We start from the raw sequence: 19,104 nt of genomic DNA, 5'->3' as shown, positions 1-19,104 counted from the left end.
AGCGAGGACTTGTAACGGATAGCCCGGTTCGCCGCGGCGAATCACGCCCAAAATAATAAAAGATTACAGGTTTAAACACCTAAAAAATATAGAATAAAAAACTTAGAACCTTAGAATCTCAGGATCTTAGTAACTTAGAAAGAAATGACAGAAAAAAGAAGAGACCTTGTATTATCAGGATTAGAACCGTTGATTATTACGCCGGAAAGTGTTTTTGTGAATGTTGGTGAGCGTACTAATGTAACAGGTTCAAGAAAATTCTTGAGATTAATCAAGGAAGAGAAATATGACGAGGCGCTTGATATTGCAAGACAACAAGTAGAAGGTGGAGCACAAATCATCGATATTAATATGGATGAAGGAATGCTTGATGGTGTTACTGCAATGACTAAATTTTTGAATTTAATTGCTGCAGAACCAGACATTTCGAGAGTACCGATTATGATCGACAGTTCGAAATGGGAAATCATCGAAGCAGGTCTTAAAGTAGTACAAGGAAAAAGCGTTGTAAACTCGATTTCGTTAAAAGAAGGAGAAGAAGCTTTTATTCACCACGCCAAATTAATCAAACGTTACGGAGCAGCTGCTATTGTAATGGCTTTTGACGAAGTTGGTCAGGCCGATAATTACGATCGTCGTGTGGAAATTTGTGCGCGTTCGTATGATATTTTGGTGAACAAAGTTGGTTTTCCTCCGCAGGATATTATTTTCGATTTAAATATTTTCCCAGTTGCAACGGGAATGGAAGAGCATAGATTGAACGCATTGGATTTCTTTAGAGGAACAAAATGGGTTCGTGAAAATCTTCCTCATGCGCACATCAGCGGTGGAGTAAGTAACGTTTCATTCTCTTTTAGAGGAAACGACACCGTTCGTGAAGCGATGCACTCGGTGTTTTTATATCACGCAATTAAAAACGGAATGACGATGGGAATCGTAAACCCAGAGATGTTGACGATTTACGATGATATTCCGAAAGACTTATTAGAATATGTTGAAGACGTAATTCTAGATAGACGTGACGACGCAACCGAAAGATTGTTAGATTTTGCTGACAGTGTAAAAGGTGAAGCAAAAAGTGATGAAAAAACGGTTCAGGAATGGCGTTTTGGAACTGTTCAGGAACGTATTACACATTCGTTGGTAAAAGGAATCGATGCTTTTATTGAAGAAGATGTTGAAGAAGCGCGTTTGGCAGCAACAAAACCAATCGAAGTTATTGAGATCAACTTAATGGCTGGAATGAATGTGGTTGGAGATTTATTCGGAAGCGGAAAAATGTTCTTGCCACAGGTAGTAAAATCGGCTCGTGTAATGAAAAAAGCCGTGGCTTATTTATTGCCATTTATTGAAGCAAGTAAACAAGCTGGAGACAAACAAGGAAACGGAAAAATCCTAATGGCAACTGTAAAAGGTGACGTTCACGATATTGGTAAAAACATCGTTTCGGTTGTTTTGGCATGTAATAATTATGAGATTGTAGATTTAGGAGTAATGGTTCCTCCGGAGAAAATTATTTCGGCTGCAATTGAACATGAAGTGGATATTATTGGATTAAGTGGACTGATCACACCTTCGCTTGACGAAATGGTATATTTGGCCAAAGAACTAGACAAACAAGATATTAAAATCCCGATTATGATTGGAGGAGCAACGACTTCGCGCGCGCATACGGCCGTGAAAATTGCACCTCAATATAGAGAAACGGTAATTCACGTTAACGATGCTTCGAGAGCTGTTACCGTTGCAGGAAATCTTTTAGATCATAATAGAAAAATATATGCGGCAGATATTCGTGCAGAATACGACTCGTTTAGAGAAACATTCTTAAATCGTTCAAGAGATAAAAATTTCTTGACAATTGAAGATGCTCGTAAAAACAAATTACCATTGGATTGGTCTGAATATACTCCAGTTAAACCAAAAGTAATTGGTGCACAAACGATCGAAGTTGAATTGGATGTTTTGGTTCCATATATCGACTGGACGCCGTTTTTCCAGACTTGGGAATTGTACGGAAAATATCCAGCAATTTTAACGGATGAGGTTGTGGGTAAAGAAGCTACTTCTGTTTTTAATGATGCTCAGGCAATGCTAAAAGTAATTTTAGAGGAGAAAAAATTAAAAGCAAAAGGTATTTACGGAATCTTCCCAGCGAATCAAGTGGATGACGACGATATCGAATTGCGTGATGAAAACGGAAAAGTTTTAGAGAAATTCTTAACGCTTCGTCAGCAGTCACAAAAAACGAAAGGTGCACCAAACATTGCTTTAGCCGATTTTATTCTGCCAAAAGAAAGCGGAATAGAAGATTATATGGGAGCTTTCTGTGTAACAACAGGTTTTGGTGTTGACGAATGGGCTGCAGAATATGAAAAGAATCTAGACGATTATAATTCGATTATGGTTAAAGCCCTTGCAGATCGTTTTGCTGAGGCTTTCGCCGAATATCTTCACGAGAGAATTCGTAAAGATTTCTGGGGTTATGACAGCGAAGAATCTTTAACCAACGAAGAATTGATTAAGGAGAATTATAAAGGAATTCGTCCGGCTCCAGGTTATCCTGCTTGTCCAGATCACTTAGAGAAACCAACAATTTGGAAACTTTTAGATGTTGAAAAACAAATAGGAGTAAAGCTGACAGAAAGCATGGCAATGTGGCCAGCCTCTTCGGTTTCAGGATATTATTTCGGAAACCCAAAAAGCCGCTATTTCGGACTTGGAAAAATAAAAGAAGATCAGGTGACAGATTATGCCAAACGCCGAAATGTACCGCTTGATTACGCAATGAAATGGTTAAACCCTAATATAGCAGACTAGAAATAGTTTCAAGTTTCAGGTTTAAAGTTTCAAGTTGCTTAGGGTAACTTGAAACTTTAAACCTGAAACTTGAAACAAATAAAAAAGATTGATTTACGTTTTTTGATTCAGATTTTTTACACAATTCAAACTCAAAATTCATAACTCATAACTCATAATTCAAATAATGAAAGTAACAGAACATATAGAAAACGCTAAAGGAAAAACATTATTCTCGTTTGAAATTATTCCGCCTCAAAAGGGGAAAAGTATTCAGGAATTATACGATAATATTGATCCGTTAATGGAGTTTAATCCGCCATTTATTGATGTAACGACTTCTCGCGAGGAGTACATTTACATTGATCGAGGTAACGGACTTTTGGATAAAAAACTGACTCGTATGCGTCCAGGAACACTTGGAATTTGCGCTTCTATAAAACACAAATACAATGTAGATACGGTTCCGCATTTGCTTTGCGGGGGGTTCACCAAAGAAGAAACCGAGTACATGTTGGTTGACTGTCATTATTTAGGAATTAACAATGTAATGGCACTTCGAGGCGATGCAATGAAAGACGAACAATCTTTTGTGCCAAAAGCAGGAGGTAATCATTATGCAATTGATTTGGTGAAACAAATTAATGATTTGAACTGCGGAAAATATCTTCATGAAGTAATGGATGCTGATAACAAAGCTGACTTCTGTATTGGAGTTGCGGGTTATCCTGAAAAACATTTGGAATCACCATCTTTACAATCAGATTTAAAAAGATTAAAAGAGAAAGTTGACGCTGGAGCTGATTATGTAGTAACACAAATGTTTTTTGACAATGCTAAATATTTTGCTTTCGTAGAAAAAGCAAGGGAAATGGGAATCACAATTCCGATTATTCCTGGAATTAAACCAATTGCTGTTCAAAGACATTTGCAAGTTTTACCTCAGATTTTCAGAATCGATTTACCAGAAGATTTAATCGATGCTGTAGACAAATGCAAAAATAATGCTGAAATCAAACAAGTCGGAATCGAATGGGCGATTCAGCAGTCATTAGAATTAAAAGCCGCAGGAGTTCCATTTTTACACTATTATTCAATGGGTAAATCTGAGAATATCCGCCAGATCGCGAGTCAGGTTTTTTAATGTCATTGCGAGGAACGAAGCAATCTCACGTTGCTAATCTTTTGTACTTTTGTTAGTATGATTGCTTCGTTCCTCACAATGACCAAGAGGGTTTGGAATTTGGAATTTAAATTTTGGAATTTAACTTTAGTACCATGAAACAAGAAGAACTACAAGCCATAGCCTCTCAATTAAAACGTCCATCGGGAGAAAAAGGAATTGAAATGGCCAATATGATGAACGAAACGAACATCAATATGACCAAACATTCGATTCAGAATCTAAATATTTCAAACGAAAACAGAATTCTGGAATTAGGTCACGGTAACGCTGGACATGTTGAATTTCTGTTTGAACAAGTTGAAAAGCTAAAATATTACGGACTGGAAATGTCGGAACTGATGTTTCAGGAAGCGCGCCAGATCAATCGAAATTTTGTTTCTCAAAAACAGGCTTTCTTTTCGCTTTATGACGGAAATACAATTCCGTTTGAAGATGGATTATTCGATAAAATATTTACTGTAAACACGATTTATTTTTGGCAGAAGCCTGAAGAATTACTTTCAGAAATCTACAGAGTTTTAAAGCCAAACGGTACTTTCTGTTTGACATTTGCCGAAGAAGATTTCATGAAAACTCTGCCTTTTACTCAATTCGAATTTGAATTGTACAGCACTCAAAAAGCGCAGGTGTTAATCAAAAAAACAGATTTTAAAATTGTTTATACAGAAACACAGACCGAAAAAGTAAAAAGTAAAACAGGCGAATTGGTTGACAGAGCTTTTACTACTATTGTTCTGGAAAAATAGTTTTTTGCCACAGATTATACGGATTAAAAAGATTAAAAATCCTTTGCAATCTTTTTAATCTGTGGCAAACAAAATTTCCACAGTTTTTTGAGTACTTTCATTCTTTATTATTAACCCTTCTGAATTATAATTCTCTACATTATGGAAGTGAAGAAAATCAATTTTTTGCAGAGTTACAGCAGTATTTTATGGCTTCTTGGCGGAATTATAATCGGAAGTATTTTCGGATTGGTGTTTGGAGAAGATGTTTTGATTATAAAACCACTCGGCGATATATTCCTGAATTTACTTTTTACAGCCATTATTCCGCTTATATTTTTCACAATCGGCTCTTCGGTTGCGAATTTGGAACGGACAGAAAAACTAGGAAAACTGTTTGTTATCATGGTTCTTGTTTTTCTAGCTACCATTTTGATTTCGGCCATTGTAATGATTTTTGCCGTTTATCTTTTTCCAATTCATGAAGATATTGCAATTGCCAAAGTTCCGTTTGAAGAAGTAGCCTCAGGATCAGCAGGAGATCAGATTGCAAAACTGCTTACAGCCAATGATTTTTTCGAATTATTGTCCAGAAAAAGCATGCTGGCGTTAATTATTTTTTCTTTTTTAGTCGGTTTTGCAACACTGCAATCAGGAGAAAAAGGAAATGCTTTCAAGAGTTTTCTAGATTCAGGAAACGAGGTGATGAAACAGCTTTTAAACATCATCATGAAATTTGCCCCAATTGGTTTAGGAGCTTATTTTGCTTATCAAGTTGGAGTTTTTGGACCACAATTACTTGGAGTTTATGCAAAACCAATGGCAGTTTATTATGCTGCTTGCGTGTTTTATTTCTTTGTGTTCTTTAGTTTATATGCGCTTGTTGCTGGCGGAAAAAGAGCTTTTAAGGTTTTTTGGAGCAATAATATAATGCCTTCTTTAACAGCGGTTGGAACCTGCAGCAGTATTGCGACTATTCCAGCCAATTTAGCAGCAGCAGAAAAAATGGGAATTCCGGCTCATGTGCGTAATTTGGTAATTCCGCTTGGAGCGCCTTTGCATAAGGATGGGTCGAGTATGTCATCCATCTTAAAAATAACTTTTTTGTTTGCCATGTTTGGTAAAAATTTTTCAGATCCGATGACGATTCTTTTGGCTCTCGGAATTACGGTAGTCGTCTCGATTGTAGAGGGAGGAATTCCAAACGGCGGTTATATTGGAGAAATTCTCGCTATAACAGTTTATGGCTTTCCGATGGAGCAGGCATTGCCAGTTGCAATGATTCTTGGCACTTTGGTTGATCCAATTGCGACTTTGTTAAATGCCAACGGAGATGTAATCTGTTCGATGATGGTTTCGAGATTCTCTGAAAAGACGAAGTGGTAGCTCTTCTTTAAAAAAATACAATTTTTTATTAATCTTTCTCATCCGCGCAATCTGCGCGACATAACCAATACAACAAACTTATGAATTCAATACTGCAGCACGATCTCAATAATTTTGAGAATATCTTAGAAAAAACAAAACAGCAAGGCGTTGATTTTTTGAATAATATTGATAACGTTCCAACGTCCAATAGCTATTCAATTGATCCTAAAACCGTTTTAAATGAATTAGGTTTAGGATCTATCGAAGCTTTAAAGGAATTTAATGAGAGACTGGCTCCTTTGATGGTTTCTTCTCCGGGACCAAGATACTGGGGATTTGTTACAGGAGGCTCAACACCAGCATCTATTGTGGGCGATTGGCTGGCTTCTGTGTATGATCAAAATACTCAGGCTGTAAAAGCACAAGGTGGAGTATCGGCATTAATAGAATTTGAAACCATTAATTTGTTATTGCAACTGTTAGAACTCCCAGATTCATTTTTAGGCGGATTTGTTACAGGTGCTACGATGTCAAACTTTACTGCGCTTGGTGTTGCCAGACAATGGTTTGGTAAACAGTTTGGAAAAGATTTTGCTAAAAACGGAATTTCAGAACCAATTAATATCTTAACAGCAACACCGCATTCTTCTTCTGTAAAATGTTTGTCACTTTTAGGAATTGGAAGTCAGAATTACACGGTTGTAAAAACAATTGAAGGAAATCGTGAAGCTTTGGATATTGCCGATTTAGAAGAAAAAATCAAAACATTAAATGGAAAACCTTTTATTCTGATTTCAAGTGCAGGAACGGTCAATACTGCCGATTTTGATGATTTTGAAGCGATTGAGGCATTAAAAGAAAAATATAATTTCTGGTGGCACATTGATGCCGCATTTGGCGGATTTGCTGCGGTTTCAGAGAAATACAAACAATTTGTAAAAGGCTGGGAAGGTGCAGAAAGTATTACCATTGACTGTCATAAATGGCTGAATGTACCTTATGAGAGCGCTTTTGTTTTAATTAAAAAAGAGCATATAAATCTCCAGATTGAGACGTTTCAGAATTCTAATGCTCCTTATTTAGGTAATCCTCTAGAAAATTTTAATTATTTGAATGTACTTCCTGAAAATTCTCGTCGTTTGCGTGCTCTGCCTGCTTGGTTTTCGCTTAAAGCATATGGAAAAGAAGGTTTTAGAGATATTATTGAAAATAGCACAGCACTGGCTTTGCATTTTGGAAATGCATTAATAGAAAATGATTTTGAGTTGTTGGCACCAATTCGTTTAAATAATGTTTGCTTTACGCTGAAAGGTGAGCAAAATCAGGAAAAGGTGAATGAGTTTTTATCTGCTTTGAATGATACTGGAAAAGTATTTATGACACCAACGGTTTATCAAGGTAAAAAAGGAATTAGAGCTTCTTTTGTGAATTGGAGAACTAGAGAAGATGATGTCAAACTTGTAATTGAGGAAATGCGAGAAGTGCTTTCAGAATTATAAACTTAAAAAAAGTAGAAGAGCCCGTTTGAAGGAACAGGCTCTTGACTAACACAAAAAAAAAACAAAAAACAAGGTATTTAAAGAACGAAACTTTTATATACGGTATGTAAATGCAATTGTCGCAATACGATTGTCTAACTCATATCTTTTATCAATAGTAGTTTGTGCAACTGCAGATTTAATAGTAAAATTGTTGGTGTTGAAAACATCAGTAAAATTGAGTTTAATGTTTCCTTTTTTAGCTAAAACTTGTTTTGAAATCCCAATGCTGAAATCAAAGAAACCATCTCTCTGGTAAATTCCAAGATTGGATTTTGACTGATATTGAGCATTTCCTTCTGCTTTTAAGGTTTCAGTTATAGCAAATGAATTTTGCACACTAACATTCAAAGTCATAATCGGATCGATCGTATTGCTGTTTAAAATATCTGCCATAAATTTATTTTCAAAAACATTAAATAAAGTATTTACAGACCACCATTTGTTTAGCTCAGCGGTATTGGTAATGTTAATTCCGTAATTGTATGATTTGTCAACATTTATTTGAGTTGTCACGGTTGTATTCGTGTCAGGATTATAATTGTACACTTCCGTGAAAACATCTTTGGTACTGTTGAAATAAACAGAAGCCATAAAATTACTTTTCCAGGCGTAGCCAATTTCCATAGCATTTGTAATCTCAGGAATTAAGTTTGGATTTCCTTGCGAATAATTAAATGAATCATCATAAAAACGAAACGGATTCAAATCAAACTGACTAGGTCTATTAATTCGTTTGCTGTAAGAAGCATGAGCAGAATGGTTATTGGTAAATTCATACTTTAAGGAAAGGCTCGGAAACCATTTTAAATAATCATCTTTATGCTGTTCGCTGAGCGTTTTCTGATCAATATTTATTGCAGTATATTCAGTTCTTAAACCAGCCTGAATGTTTAATTTTTCTAGCTGATATTTATAATTCGCGTAAGCAGCATAAATCTGTTCGTTATATTCAAAATGGTTCGTTGAATTAAAATCAATTTTCCATTCGTTATTTTCGTAATATTCATAAACAGATGGATTATCATTGTTTTTAATGCTTGTTTTAAAGCCCCATTCAATAGATTGTTTTTCTTTTAATGGATTAACAAAATCGACTTTTCCTGTAAAAACTTTTAATTGAGAAGGAATATATCCGCGACGATCATTTACAATGGTTGCGTTTGCGGTATTATCTGCACTCTGAAATTGATTAGATCTAAATTTAGAAGTTTCGTATTCAAAATCAAAAGACATGTTTTTGCCTTCTGTATTAAACTTATGTACTCCAGAAAAAGCATACGTATAATCAAACCATTTTTCTTTACTGTCATTGTAAGTTAAAGCATCAAAAATAGGCTGATTTGAAGTATTAAAAACTGTATTTGTTCCATCGGCCATGTTTTCATAACGTCCGATTTTTGCATCTACATAAAACTCTAAATTCGTTTTAGGAGACACTTCGTATTGAGTTCCGATTTTAAAATTATTAGAAGTTAAAGGCTCATCTGTAATAGAGGTTTGATGATTTGTAGAAGCAATTTCTTTGCGAGTAAAGTCTGTATACTGAATCTGATTGAACTTTTTATGTTCTTCTTCACCACGGAAAGTATAACTATAATTTCCGAAAACGCCCCATTTATCTTTGTTATAATTTAAATTGAAGCCAGAATTGGTTCTGTTTTTTCTGCCTCTTCCATAACTGGCAAAAGCAGTTCCTTTTAAGCCAGAAGCATTTGGTTTTTTGAGGATAATATTGATAATACCGGCTTTTCCTGCTGCATCGTATTTAGAAGAAGGATTTGTGATTACTTCAATTTGTTTGATGTTGGATGAGGTTGTTGCTTTTAAATAATTTGCCAATTCTTTTTGCGAAAGTTGCGTCAATTTACCGTTTATCATTACCGCAACGCCCTGCTGTCCACGAATAGACAAATCGCCGTCCTGAGACACAACAACGCCTGGCGCACGTGATAATACGTCAAGCGCGGTCCCGCCTTCAGATACGATGCTGTTTTCTACATTAAAAACAAGACGATCAGATTTTTGAGTATATAGTACTTTTTTTCTAGCAATCACGATTTCATCTAAAGCATTTATAGTGGTTTCAACAATACTATCGGTTTCTTTTTCTGTTTGAGAATATCCATCATATACCGAAAAAGCAAGCATAAGAGAGGTTATAATTTTTTTCATGTTGTTTCAATTTGGCAGATTCTAAACCGAGATTTAGAACATAATCTTTATAATTTTTAAAATCAGAATTTATTGCAGTGCAATTTGTTCTAATTGTTCTAAAAACTTTTTTTGATAATGCATTGCTTTATTTGAAACAGCAGAAATAAGTTTTTTGAGGGTTAGGAGTATACGTAACATACCGTGGCATTTAAAATTTGATTTGCCAAATATAATACTATTTATAACAAGTCTAAATAAAAATAGTAATTATTTTTTACAAAAAAGCCTTAATTTGCTGGTTTGTAGAGAAAAGGACTATGATGCGAAATAAAAAAGCGGTCTGTTTTATATAAAACAAACCGCTTTTTTATGGAAAAACTGAAGAACTTATTTCGTGATTTCTCTAAAAACAGCTTCGAGATTTTTATTTTTCTGATTCAATTGTAAAGTTTTTAATCCATTTTCGTTGGCGAAGTCAAAAATTGCAGGACGCATATCTTTATCGGTAACAAAAGTAAGCTCCCATGTCATGTCATGAGTATTTACGTACGAAGCAATATTTTCTAGTCTAGCCAAAAGCTGTTCTTCAACTTTGTAATCAAACTCAACTTCAATAACTTGTTCTTTATCGGTGGTAACCAAATGGTCTAATTTATTGTCTGCAACAATTTGACCTTTGTCAATAATTATGACACGATCGCAGATTGCTTCGACTTCTTGCATAATGTGTGTGGATAAAAAAACTGTTTTATTTTTTCCTGCATTTTTAATCACATTACGAATTTCCATTAACTGATTCGGATCCAGTCCAGTAGTTGGTTCGTCTAAAATTAAAACCTCTGGATCATGAAGCAAAGCATTTGCCAATCCAACGCGTTGGCGGTATCCTTTTGAAAGCTGACCGATCTTTTTATGGCTTTCTGGTGTCAGTCCTGTCAGTTGAATTACCTCTTCAATTCTTGATTTTGGCACATTGTAAACATCGGCATTAAAAGCCAAATACTCACGAACATACAAATCTAAATATAACGGATTATGTTCTGGTAAGTACCCGATCGAGCGTTGTACCTCTTTTGCGTTTGTCATGACATCGTGACCATTTACAAGGGCTGAGCCACTATCGGCAAGTAAATAAGTGGTCAAAATTTTCATCAAAGTAGATTTTCCAGCTCCGTTTGGACCAAGAAATCCTACGATTTCTCCTTTCTCAATTTTAAAAGAAATTTCATTTAAAGCTTTTTGCTCTCCGTAACTTTTTGATATACTGTTTACTTCTATCGACATGACTTTTTATTTGTTACAAAAGTAACTAGAAATAGTTTCGATTGCTAAAAATTTATCTCTTAAAGTAATTATAAAAAAAATGAACAGCCCAGTATTCACGGCATCGTTATTGTTAAGGGAATGCTAAAATTAAAATAAAACCCAAATCATGAAAAAAATTCTAGTGATGGCTGCTTTAGCTATCTGCAGTTTTGCAAACGCACAAAAAGGTACAATCTTAGTTGGTGGAAACATCGGTTACACTTCTGAAAAATCAGAATACAGATTTAGCGAAGACAAAACAAGTACATTTACTTTTTCTCCAAAAGTAGGTTACCAATTTAACGACAACTGGACAGTAGGAGGAGAATTTGCAGTAAGTTCATCTAACAACGAAACAACTGCTGGAATCGAAGAAAAAAACAACAACTTCAAATTAGGAGCATTTGTTCGTTATTCTGTGCCATTAAGCCAAACTTTTGCAGTTTTTGCTGATATGGGTGCAGGTTTCCAAACTCAAAAAGACAAAGTATACGGTCCTGGAAATGCTTTCTCAAAATACAAAGCAGACGGTATGTATGTTGGAGTAACTCCAGCTCTTTTCATCAACATGAAAAAAGGTTTTGGTCTTAACTTCAGCATTGGTGGTTTAGGATACGAAACATTAAGCTTTGACAACAATGGAGCTGATTACAGTAAATTCTACTTCAACTTTGGTCAAACATTTAACATTGGAATCTCTAAAAACTTCTAATCTTTAGTTTTTATATTCAATTTCAGAAAGCGCTCCAATTAGGAGCGCTTTTTTTATAACCTTTTCTTATTGTTATTTTAATTTTTAACCTATTTAAAATGAGTTGTTTTTAATTAATCGTTAAGGAAATAATTAGGTTTCTATATTGGTATTTTAATTGTTTGTTGTATGTGAAATCTTAATAAATATCACTTATGAAAAAAATGCTACTTATTCTTGCATTGGCTATGATTAGTTTTGCAAATGCCCAAAAGGGAACAATTTTGGTTGGAGGTAATATTGGTTATACTTCTGAAAAAATCGACAGAGAAATTGCATTATCAAAAAATAATGCTTTTGAGTTTTCTCCAAAGATCGGATATCAATTTCATGATAACTGGACAGCTGGAGTCGAATTTTCGGTAGTTTCTTCAAAAAGCACTCTTGGAGAAGATGAAGGTAAAGCTAATAATTTTAAAACAGGAGCTTTTGTACGTTATACAATGCCATTAAACGAAACTTTTTCAGTTTTTGCTGATTTAGGGGCAGGATTTCAAAATCAAAAAATCAAAAATTACGAAAATGGATCGCTTGTGTCAGATAATAAAGCTGATGGTTTTTATACAGGTATAACTCCAGCGCTTTTTATTAATATGAAAAAAGGTTTTGGTTTAAACTTTAGTATTGGTGGATTAGGATATCAAACGTTAAGTTACAATGATGATGATTATAGCAAATTTTTCGTCAATTTTGGAAAAACAGTAAATATCGGAATTTCTAAAAACTTCTAGTTTTAGATCTTTATGAAAATAGGAAAGCGCTCCAATCGGAGCGCTTTTTTGTTTGTAAAAGTTCTTCTGAAAACTAAAATTTGTGGCTTAGCCCCGATAGGAACGATATCCTTTTGTGTTGGGGTTCAACACAAAAGATATAGTGGATAGCGGGACCGAACGTTATTTTGAATGCGAAGATTTATCTGCTCCTAAAAAAATAAATACCAGCAAAATGAAGCCAAACCGAATCATAACTAATATTCGGCCTCATTTGCTGGCATAAAAAAACAAAAACTATTTAAAGGTATTAAGTCACAGGATTTTCTACAGCTGTTCTCATTTCTTGAGCTGCGGCAACCATTTCAATCAGTGCTTTTTTGGTTTCGTCCCAATGACGGGTTTTTAAACCGCAATCTGGATTTACCCAAAGCTGGTCTACCGGAATTACATTTGAAGCTTTTTCTAGTAAACGAACCATTTCTGTTCTTGAAGGCACTCGCGGAGAGTGAATATCGTAAACTCCAGGTCCAATTTCGTTTGGATATTTAAAGTTGGCAAAAGCATCTAAAAGTTCCATTTGCGAGCGCGAACATTCAATTGTAATAACGTCTGCGTCCATATCGGCAATATTCTGAATGATATCGTTGAACTCGCTATAACACATGTGTGTATGAATTTGCGTATCGTCGTTTACGCCGCTTGCAGAAATTCTGAAAGCGCGAACTGCCCAATCTAAATATTTTGCCCATTCTTCTTTTCTTAACGGAAGACCTTCGCGAATGGCCGGCTCATCGATCTGGATGATTTTGATTCCAGCTTTTTCTAAATCAACCACTTCATCGCGAATAGCCAAAGCGATTTGTGTACAAGTTTCAGAACGAGGCTGATCGTTTCGTACAAAAGACCATTGTAGAATTGTTACAGGTCCAGTAAGCATTCCTTTTACCCATTTTAGAGTTAAAGATTGTGCGTATTGTGACCATTTTACAGTCATCGGGTTTGGGCGAGAAACATCGCCATAAATAACTGGAGGTTTTACGCAGCGGCTTCCGTAACTCTGAACCCAGCCATTTTTTGTAAAAGTAAATCCTGATAATTGTTCTCCAAAATACTCCACCATATCGTTACGTTCAAACTCGCCATGAACTAAAACATCGATTCCTGTTTCTTCCTGAAAACGAATGGTTGCCTCGGTTTCTTTTTCGATTAAATCATTGTATTCCTGAGCCGTTAATTCACCTTTTTTAAATTTTGCTCTCCAGCTTCTCACTTCTGCTGTTTGAGGAAAAGATCCAATTGTTGTAGTTGGAAATAATGGCAGTTTTAAAGCTTCAATCTGGCTTTTTCTTCTTGATGGAAAAACACTTTTGCGTTTATCGTCTGAAACTGTAATTCCAGCTACACGCTCTTTAACTTCGTTATTATGTATTAATTTTGAAGTTTTTCGGTTCTCATTTGCCAAAACATTTTCTTTGTAATCGGAAGAGTTTTTAGTGTTCACTTCATTAGAAGCAAATTGTTTTAAAAGAACAATTTCGCTGATTTTCTGTTTAGCAAAAGCCAGCCATTGTTTGATTTCTGGTGTTAAAGTTTGATCATTTGTTTCTAAATCCAAATCGCAAGGACTGTGAATTAGTGAACAAGAAGGAGCTATTAAAACTCTATTTTCGCCTAAAGCATCTGTAGCTTTTTTGATTAATTCTAAAGACTTTTTAAAGTCATTTTTCCAGATGTTTCTTCCGTCAACAACTCCAAGAGAAAGATTTGCATTTTGGGCTAATTTTCCTGAATCTAAAATATCATTCAATTGAAGTGGACAACGAACTAAATCTAAATGGAAAGTATCAACAGGCAAAGCCAAAGCAGTTTCTAAATTCTCTCCAAAACAATCGAAATAATTCGCTAAAACGATTTTAAGCTTAGGAAAACGATTGTTGATTTCATTGTACACTTTCGTAAAAGCGTTTCTTTCTTTATCAGTTAAATTTAAAGCCAAGAAAGGTTCATCTAGTTGAATGTATTCGGCATTTTCGGCTTGCAGTTTTTCAAGAATTTCGAAATAAACAGGAAGTAAGTTATCAAGAAGATCAATTCGGTTAAAACCTTCCTCTTTTTCTTTTCCTAATAAAAGATAAGAAACAGGTCCAATTAAAACAGGTTTTGTTTTGATTCCTGCAGCGTTTGCTTCTTTAAATTCATTGATTATTTTTTCAGAAAACAATTCAAACTTTTGATTCTTTGTGAATTCAGGAACAATGTAATGATAATTGGTGTCGAACCACTTTGTCATTTCCATTGCCACAACATCTTGTCCGTCTTTTTGAGACCCTCTTGCCATTGCAAAATACAGGTCTAGAGACGAATTGCTTTTTGCCAATTCGTGATATCGTGCTGGAATTGCTCCAAGAGTTAAAGTCAAATCTAAAACTTGATCATAAAAAGAAAAATCATTAGAAGGAATTAAATCAACTCCTGCTTCGGCTTGTAATTTCCAGTTTTTAAGACGGATTTCTTTTCCAGCATCTAAAAGTTCGTCTGCCGAAATTTTTCCCGCCCAATACAATTCGCTGGCTTTTTTCAGTTCTCTGTTGCTGCCAATTCTTGGGTAACCTAAGTTGTTTGTTTTCATTTTTGATTCAGTATTTTTTACTGAGCAAATTTACGTTCTTGGTTTTTATAACTTATATTTGAGGTTTATTTTAGTAAAATGTATTTTTAAAATAGATTTTTAAAGATTTAATTACTTTGAAATTGTTTAAAATGAGCTTCTAGCCGTAAAAAAAACTATGGAAAATTTAGATAAAACCGATTTATTGATCTTGAAATACCTTCAAGAAGATTGCAATATCAACACAAAAGACCTTGCTAGTAAATTATTCTTGACGGTTACTCCCGTTTATGAAAGAATTAAAAGATTAGAGAGAGATGGCTATATTACCAAATATGTAGCGCTTTTAGACAAACAAAAAATGAACCGCGGCATGACTGTTTTTTGTAATGTCCGTTTAAAAGAACACGCAAAAAATGTCGGAAGCAATTTTGTGAAAGATATTGTGGCGCTTCCTGAAATTATAGAATGTTATAATATAGCAGGAGATTATGATTTTATGCTGAAGATTTTGGTGCAGGATATGGCTAGTTATCAAGATTTTGTAATGAATAAATTATCAACGATAGAAAACATCGGAAATACCAATAGCATTTTTGTAATGGGAGAAATCAAACATAGTACAGCTTTAGAGTTTTAATTTTTGTATAAAATGCTTTTGTATTTTTCTGAAGCATCTTTTTTTTATTTATTGACAAAAGACAGGCTTATTTATCGATAACGTTTTCGTAATTTTCAGTAAATTAACGTGTTATGTTGATTATTATCATGTTTTTTGATTGCAGTAATATCGAAATTTGATATGATAAATCTATTAATATCAATTGAGTTATGAAAGCAAGTGTCGAAAAAATTGAATTTGTACCTGGCAAATGGGAAACATCAGTAAATGTTCAGGATTTTGTAATTAGAAATATTACTCCTTATGACGGAGATTCCTCTTTTTTATGTGGACCTTCATCAAAAACAGCCAATTTATGGGATATCTGTAAAAAAACATTATTGCAAGAAAGAGCTAATAACGGATGTTTGGCAATAGATGTAGAAACCATTTCAAGCATTAATGCATTTCAACCAGGTTATATCAATAAAGAAGATGAAGTAATTGTAGGGTTACAAACCGATCAATTGCTAAAACGTGCCATGAAACCTTTTGGCGGTATTAAACTTGTAGAGTCTGCGGTAAAAGAAAGGGGATTGCAAGTGTCAGATCGTGTATTGGATATCTTTAATTATGCTAAAAACCATAACGAAAAAGTTTTTGACGCATACGATAAAGAAATTAGAGATTATCGTTCTAAACATATTTTAACCGGTCTTCCTGATAATTATGCCCGTGGTCGTATCATTGGAGATTTCCGTCGTATGGCTTTGTATGGTGTAAATCAGCTTATTGCTTTTAAGAGAGAAGACTACGCTAAGATTGATGGTGAAATGACAGAGCACAAAGTCCGTCTTCGTGAAGAAATTTCGGCTCAAATTAGTGCTTTAAAAGATATGCTTGTAATGGCAGAAGATTATGGTTTTGATATTTCTCATCCTGCACAAAATGCAAAAGAAGCGGTGCAATGGGTTTATTTTGCCTATTTAGCAGCTGTTAAAGAGCAGGACGGAGCAGCAATGTCATTGGGTAATGTATCTTCGTTCCTAGATATTTATATACAAAGAGACCTAGAACTGGGATTGATTACAGAAGATGAAGCGCAAGAACTAGTAGATCAATTTGTAATGAAACTACGAATGGTTCGTCATTTAAGACCTGGAGCGTATGATGAAATCTTTGGAGGAGATCCGACTTGGGTAACAGAATGTATAGGGGGAATGTTTAATGATGGAAGAACAAAAGTTACAAAAACATCCTTCAGATTTCTTCAGACATTATATAATTTGGGAGCATCACCAGAACCTAATTTGACAGTATTTTGGTCAGAAGATCTTCCAGAGGGGTTTAAAAATTTCTGTGCCGAAGTTTCAATTGACACATCATCAATTCAATATGAAAATGATGATTTAATGAGAACAAACCGCGGTTCTGATGATTACGGAATTGCCTGTTGCGTTTCTCATCAGGAAATTGGTAAATCAATTCAGCATTTTGGTGCGCGTGCCAACTTGCCTAAAGCATTATTAATTGCTTTAAACGGAGGAAGAGAAGAAAAAGGAGGTACCTTAATCATGAAAGATATTCCGTTTATTAATGATGAAGTATTAGACTATGATATTGTATATGATGCTTTTAAAAATACAATGAAAGAGTTGGCAAGAGTTTATGCGAAATCAATGTATATTATTCACTACATGCATGATAAGTATTATTATGAGAGAGCTCAAATGGCACTAATCGATTCAGATCCTCATGTTGATATAGCTTACGGAGCTGCTGGAATTTCTATTATTGCCGATTCATTATCAGCAATAAAATATGCAAAAGTAAAACCTGTAAGAGATGAAAACGGACTGACTGTAGATTTTAATATAGAAGGTGATTATCCTAAATTTGGAAACGATGATGACAGAGTAGACACAATTGCTAAAGAAGTGACTTCTTTCTTTATTACAGAACTTAGAAAACATAACGCATATAAAAATGCAACTCCAACACTTTCGTTATTAACAATTACATCAAACGTAATGTATGGAACAAATACTGGAGCAACTCCAGATGGGCGTAAAGATGGCGAATCTTTTGCTCCAGGTGCAAATCCAATGCACGGACGTGATAATAGTGGGGCAATTGCTTCTTTAAATTCTGTTGCAAAACTGGAATATAAAGATGCTCAAGACGGAATTTCGAATACATTTTCTATGATTCCGAAATCATTAGGAGATAATAAAGAAGAACAGGCTTCCAATTTAGTAAATGTGTTAGATGGATATTTTGCACAGATGGCGCATCACTTAAATGTAAATGTATTGAATCGTGAGACACTGAAAGATGCATACAATCATCCAGAAAAACATCCTCAGCTTACAATTAGAGTCTCAGGATATGCAGTAAACTTTACAAGATTATCAAGAGCCCATCAACTGGAAGTTATTGCTCGTACCTTCCATGAAGCTATGTGATTTTAAATTTTTTAAGAGCAATAAAGGCTGGCTTTAGTTAGGCCAGCCTTTCAAATTTTATTCAGATATGATGTATTTTCCATTGCAAGATATTGAGGCGGTTAAATTAAACATAGACGATCCGAACCATTTAAGAATACATTCTCTTGAGACTTTTGGTACTCATGATGGACCAGGAATCAGAATGGTAGTTTTTGTGCAAGGATGCCAGTTTAGATGTTTGTATTGCCAGAATCCAGATACGTTAGATGTCAAGGGAGGTTCTTTGGTCGAAATAGAAGAGTTGGTAAAAAGGGCAATTCGTCAAAAAAGTTATTTCGGAAAAACAGGTGGTGTCACTGTATCAGGAGGCGAACCATTATTGCAGCGAACCAAGTTGCTTCATTTTTTTAAACGTTTGCACGAAGAAGGAATTACGACTTGTCTCGATACAAATGGAAGGTTGAATAATCGAGAAGCCCATGAACTTTTTGATGCCACCGATATTTTATTGCTGGATGTAAAGCATATCAATGATTCGATACATCATCAGCTGACAGGTTTGACCAATAAGAATACACTAGAAGTGGCTGCTTACAGAGAATCTACAGGAAAACCTATGTGGTTGCGATATGTGCTAGTTCCGGGATGGACAGACCAGTCACAGTATTTGGAAGAATGGGGACAGTATTTTGCCAATTATAAAACAGTTGAACGAGTAGAAATTATACCGTTTCATCAGCTGGGGTCCCAAAAATGGGAACTCTTGAAAATGCCGTATTCGCTAAAAGATACTGCACCACCAACTCCAGAAAGCAAGCAGGAAGCATTGGCTATTTTCAAAAAATACTTCAAAAATGTAATACTGAAGTAGAAAATTGTGCTTAATCTGAACGCCTTGGGTCTTGT

13 protein-coding genes are annotated in these 19,104 nt (G+C 34.9%); 10 read left to right on the top strand and 3 right to left on the bottom strand.

Annotation, left to right across the window (positions count from 1 at the left end; genetic code table 11):
* Nucleotides 1-144: 144 nt before the first annotated feature.
* The 5 genes from metH to JI750_RS02590 all read left to right on the top strand — a co-directional run bounded on the left by metH (nt 145) and on the right by JI750_RS02590 (nt 7,577).
* A complete protein-coding gene (gene metH / locus JI750_RS02610; RefSeq protein ID WP_201998785.1) occupies nt 145-2,820 on the top strand; it encodes a methionine synthase in 2,676 nt (891 codons plus the stop codon).
* Between the two features lie 166 nt (nt 2,821-2,986).
* Entirely contained in the window at nt 2,987-3,943 is a 957-nt protein-coding gene (metF, locus tag JI750_RS02605; protein ID WP_129746183.1) for a methylenetetrahydrofolate reductase [NAD(P)H], read from the top strand.
* Between the two features lie 134 nt (nt 3,944-4,077).
* Nucleotides 4,078-4,731, top strand: coding sequence for a class I SAM-dependent methyltransferase (locus tag JI750_RS02600; RefSeq protein WP_201998779.1), 654 nt, complete (start codon nt 4,078-4,080; stop codon nt 4,729-4,731).
* 141 nt (nt 4,732-4,872) lie between these two features.
* Nucleotides 4,873-6,096: a dicarboxylate/amino acid:cation symporter gene (locus JI750_RS02595; RefSeq protein WP_201998776.1), complete on the top strand. Its 1,224-nt coding sequence runs from the start codon at nt 4,873-4,875 to the stop codon at nt 6,094-6,096.
* Nucleotides 6,097-6,176: 80 nt separating this feature from the next.
* Nucleotides 6,177-7,577 carry a pyridoxal phosphate-dependent decarboxylase family protein gene (locus tag JI750_RS02590; protein WP_201998774.1) on the top strand — a complete coding sequence of 467 codons (1,401 nt, stop codon included), beginning with the start codon at nt 6,177-6,179 and terminating at the stop codon, nt 7,575-7,577.
* 93 nt (nt 7,578-7,670) lie between these two features.
* Here JI750_RS02590 and JI750_RS02585 read toward each other — a convergent pair whose 3' ends face one another.
* Nucleotides 7,671-9,791, bottom strand: coding sequence for an outer membrane beta-barrel family protein (locus tag JI750_RS02585; protein ID WP_201998773.1), 2,121 nt, complete (start codon nt 9,789-9,791; stop codon nt 7,671-7,673).
* Nucleotides 9,792-10,160: 369 nt separating this feature from the next.
* A complete protein-coding gene (gene gldA, locus JI750_RS02580; RefSeq protein WP_201998772.1) occupies nt 10,161-11,057 on the bottom strand; it encodes a gliding motility-associated ABC transporter ATP-binding subunit GldA in 897 nt (298 codons plus the stop codon).
* Nucleotides 11,058-11,205: 148 nt separating this feature from the next.
* On the opposite strand from gldA, the gene JI750_RS02575 reads away from it, so the two are divergent.
* Nucleotides 11,206-11,790, top strand: a complete 585-nt coding sequence (locus tag JI750_RS02575) for an outer membrane beta-barrel protein (protein WP_201998770.1) — start codon at nt 11,206-11,208, stop codon at nt 11,788-11,790.
* 194 nt (nt 11,791-11,984) lie between these two features.
* Nucleotides 11,985-12,560 (top strand): outer membrane beta-barrel protein, encoded by a 576-nt coding sequence (locus JI750_RS02570; RefSeq protein ID WP_201998768.1) that lies wholly within the window; start codon nt 11,985-11,987, stop codon nt 12,558-12,560.
* A gap of 289 nt (nt 12,561-12,849) precedes the next feature.
* On the opposite strand, the gene metE is transcribed toward JI750_RS02570, so the two are convergent.
* Nucleotides 12,850-15,171 (bottom strand): 5-methyltetrahydropteroyltriglutamate--homocysteine S-methyltransferase, encoded by a 2,322-nt coding sequence (metE, locus tag JI750_RS02565; RefSeq protein ID WP_201998766.1) that lies wholly within the window; start codon nt 15,169-15,171, stop codon nt 12,850-12,852.
* Between the two features lie 157 nt (nt 15,172-15,328).
* Between metE and JI750_RS02560 the strand changes: the two genes are divergently transcribed.
* The 3 genes from JI750_RS02560 (at nt 15,329) to pflA (ending at nt 19,069) form a co-directional block, all read left to right on the top strand.
* Nucleotides 15,329-15,790 (top strand): Lrp/AsnC family transcriptional regulator, encoded by a 462-nt coding sequence (locus tag JI750_RS02560; protein ID WP_201998764.1) that lies wholly within the window; start codon nt 15,329-15,331, stop codon nt 15,788-15,790.
* Between the two features lie 191 nt (nt 15,791-15,981).
* Complete coding sequence (pflB, locus tag JI750_RS02555; protein WP_201998762.1) at nt 15,982-18,216, top strand: formate C-acetyltransferase; 2,235 nt, start codon at nt 15,982-15,984, stop codon at nt 18,214-18,216.
* A gap of 67 nt (nt 18,217-18,283) precedes the next feature.
* The gene (gene pflA / locus JI750_RS02550; RefSeq protein WP_201998761.1) at nt 18,284-19,069 is read left to right on the top strand and encodes a pyruvate formate-lyase-activating protein; all 786 of its coding nucleotides are present in this window, start codon (nt 18,284-18,286) and stop codon (nt 19,067-19,069) included.
* Nucleotides 19,070-19,104: the final 35 nt, after the last annotated feature.

This window comes from Flavobacterium tagetis (assembly GCF_016735615.1).
GTDB classification, from domain to species: domain Bacteria; phylum Bacteroidota; class Bacteroidia; order Flavobacteriales; family Flavobacteriaceae; genus Flavobacterium; species Flavobacterium tagetis.
This window is presented reverse-complemented; position numbering and strand designations above follow the sequence as displayed.

What these genes read in the sequence shown, in the direction of transcription:
- metH (WP_201998785.1), top strand. Translation starts at nt 145, where the DNA reads ATGACAGAAAAAAGAAGAGACCTTGTATTATCAGGATTAGAACCGTTG.
- metF (WP_129746183.1), top strand. Translation starts at nt 2,987, where the DNA reads ATGAAAGTAACAGAACATATAGAAAACGCTAAAGGAAAAACATTATTC.
- JI750_RS02600 (WP_201998779.1), top strand. Translation starts at nt 4,078, where the DNA reads ATGAAACAAGAAGAACTACAAGCCATAGCCTCTCAATTAAAACGTCCA.
- JI750_RS02595 (WP_201998776.1), top strand. Translation starts at nt 4,873, where the DNA reads ATGGAAGTGAAGAAAATCAATTTTTTGCAGAGTTACAGCAGTATTTTA.
- JI750_RS02590 (WP_201998774.1), top strand. Translation starts at nt 6,177, where the DNA reads ATGAATTCAATACTGCAGCACGATCTCAATAATTTTGAGAATATCTTA.
- JI750_RS02585 (WP_201998773.1), bottom strand. Translation starts at nt 9,791, where the DNA reads ATGAAAAAAATTATAACCTCTCTTATGCTTGCTTTTTCGGTATATGAT.
- gldA (WP_201998772.1), bottom strand. Translation starts at nt 11,057, where the DNA reads ATGTCGATAGAAGTAAACAGTATATCAAAAAGTTACGGAGAGCAAAAA.
- JI750_RS02575 (WP_201998770.1), top strand. Translation starts at nt 11,206, where the DNA reads ATGAAAAAAATTCTAGTGATGGCTGCTTTAGCTATCTGCAGTTTTGCA.
- JI750_RS02570 (WP_201998768.1), top strand. Translation starts at nt 11,985, where the DNA reads ATGAAAAAAATGCTACTTATTCTTGCATTGGCTATGATTAGTTTTGCA.
- metE (WP_201998766.1), bottom strand. Translation starts at nt 15,171, where the DNA reads ATGAAAACAAACAACTTAGGTTACCCAAGAATTGGCAGCAACAGAGAA.
- JI750_RS02560 (WP_201998764.1), top strand. Translation starts at nt 15,329, where the DNA reads ATGGAAAATTTAGATAAAACCGATTTATTGATCTTGAAATACCTTCAA.
- pflB (WP_201998762.1), top strand. Translation starts at nt 15,982, where the DNA reads ATGAAAGCAAGTGTCGAAAAAATTGAATTTGTACCTGGCAAATGGGAA.
- pflA (WP_201998761.1), top strand. Translation starts at nt 18,284, where the DNA reads ATGATGTATTTTCCATTGCAAGATATTGAGGCGGTTAAATTAAACATA.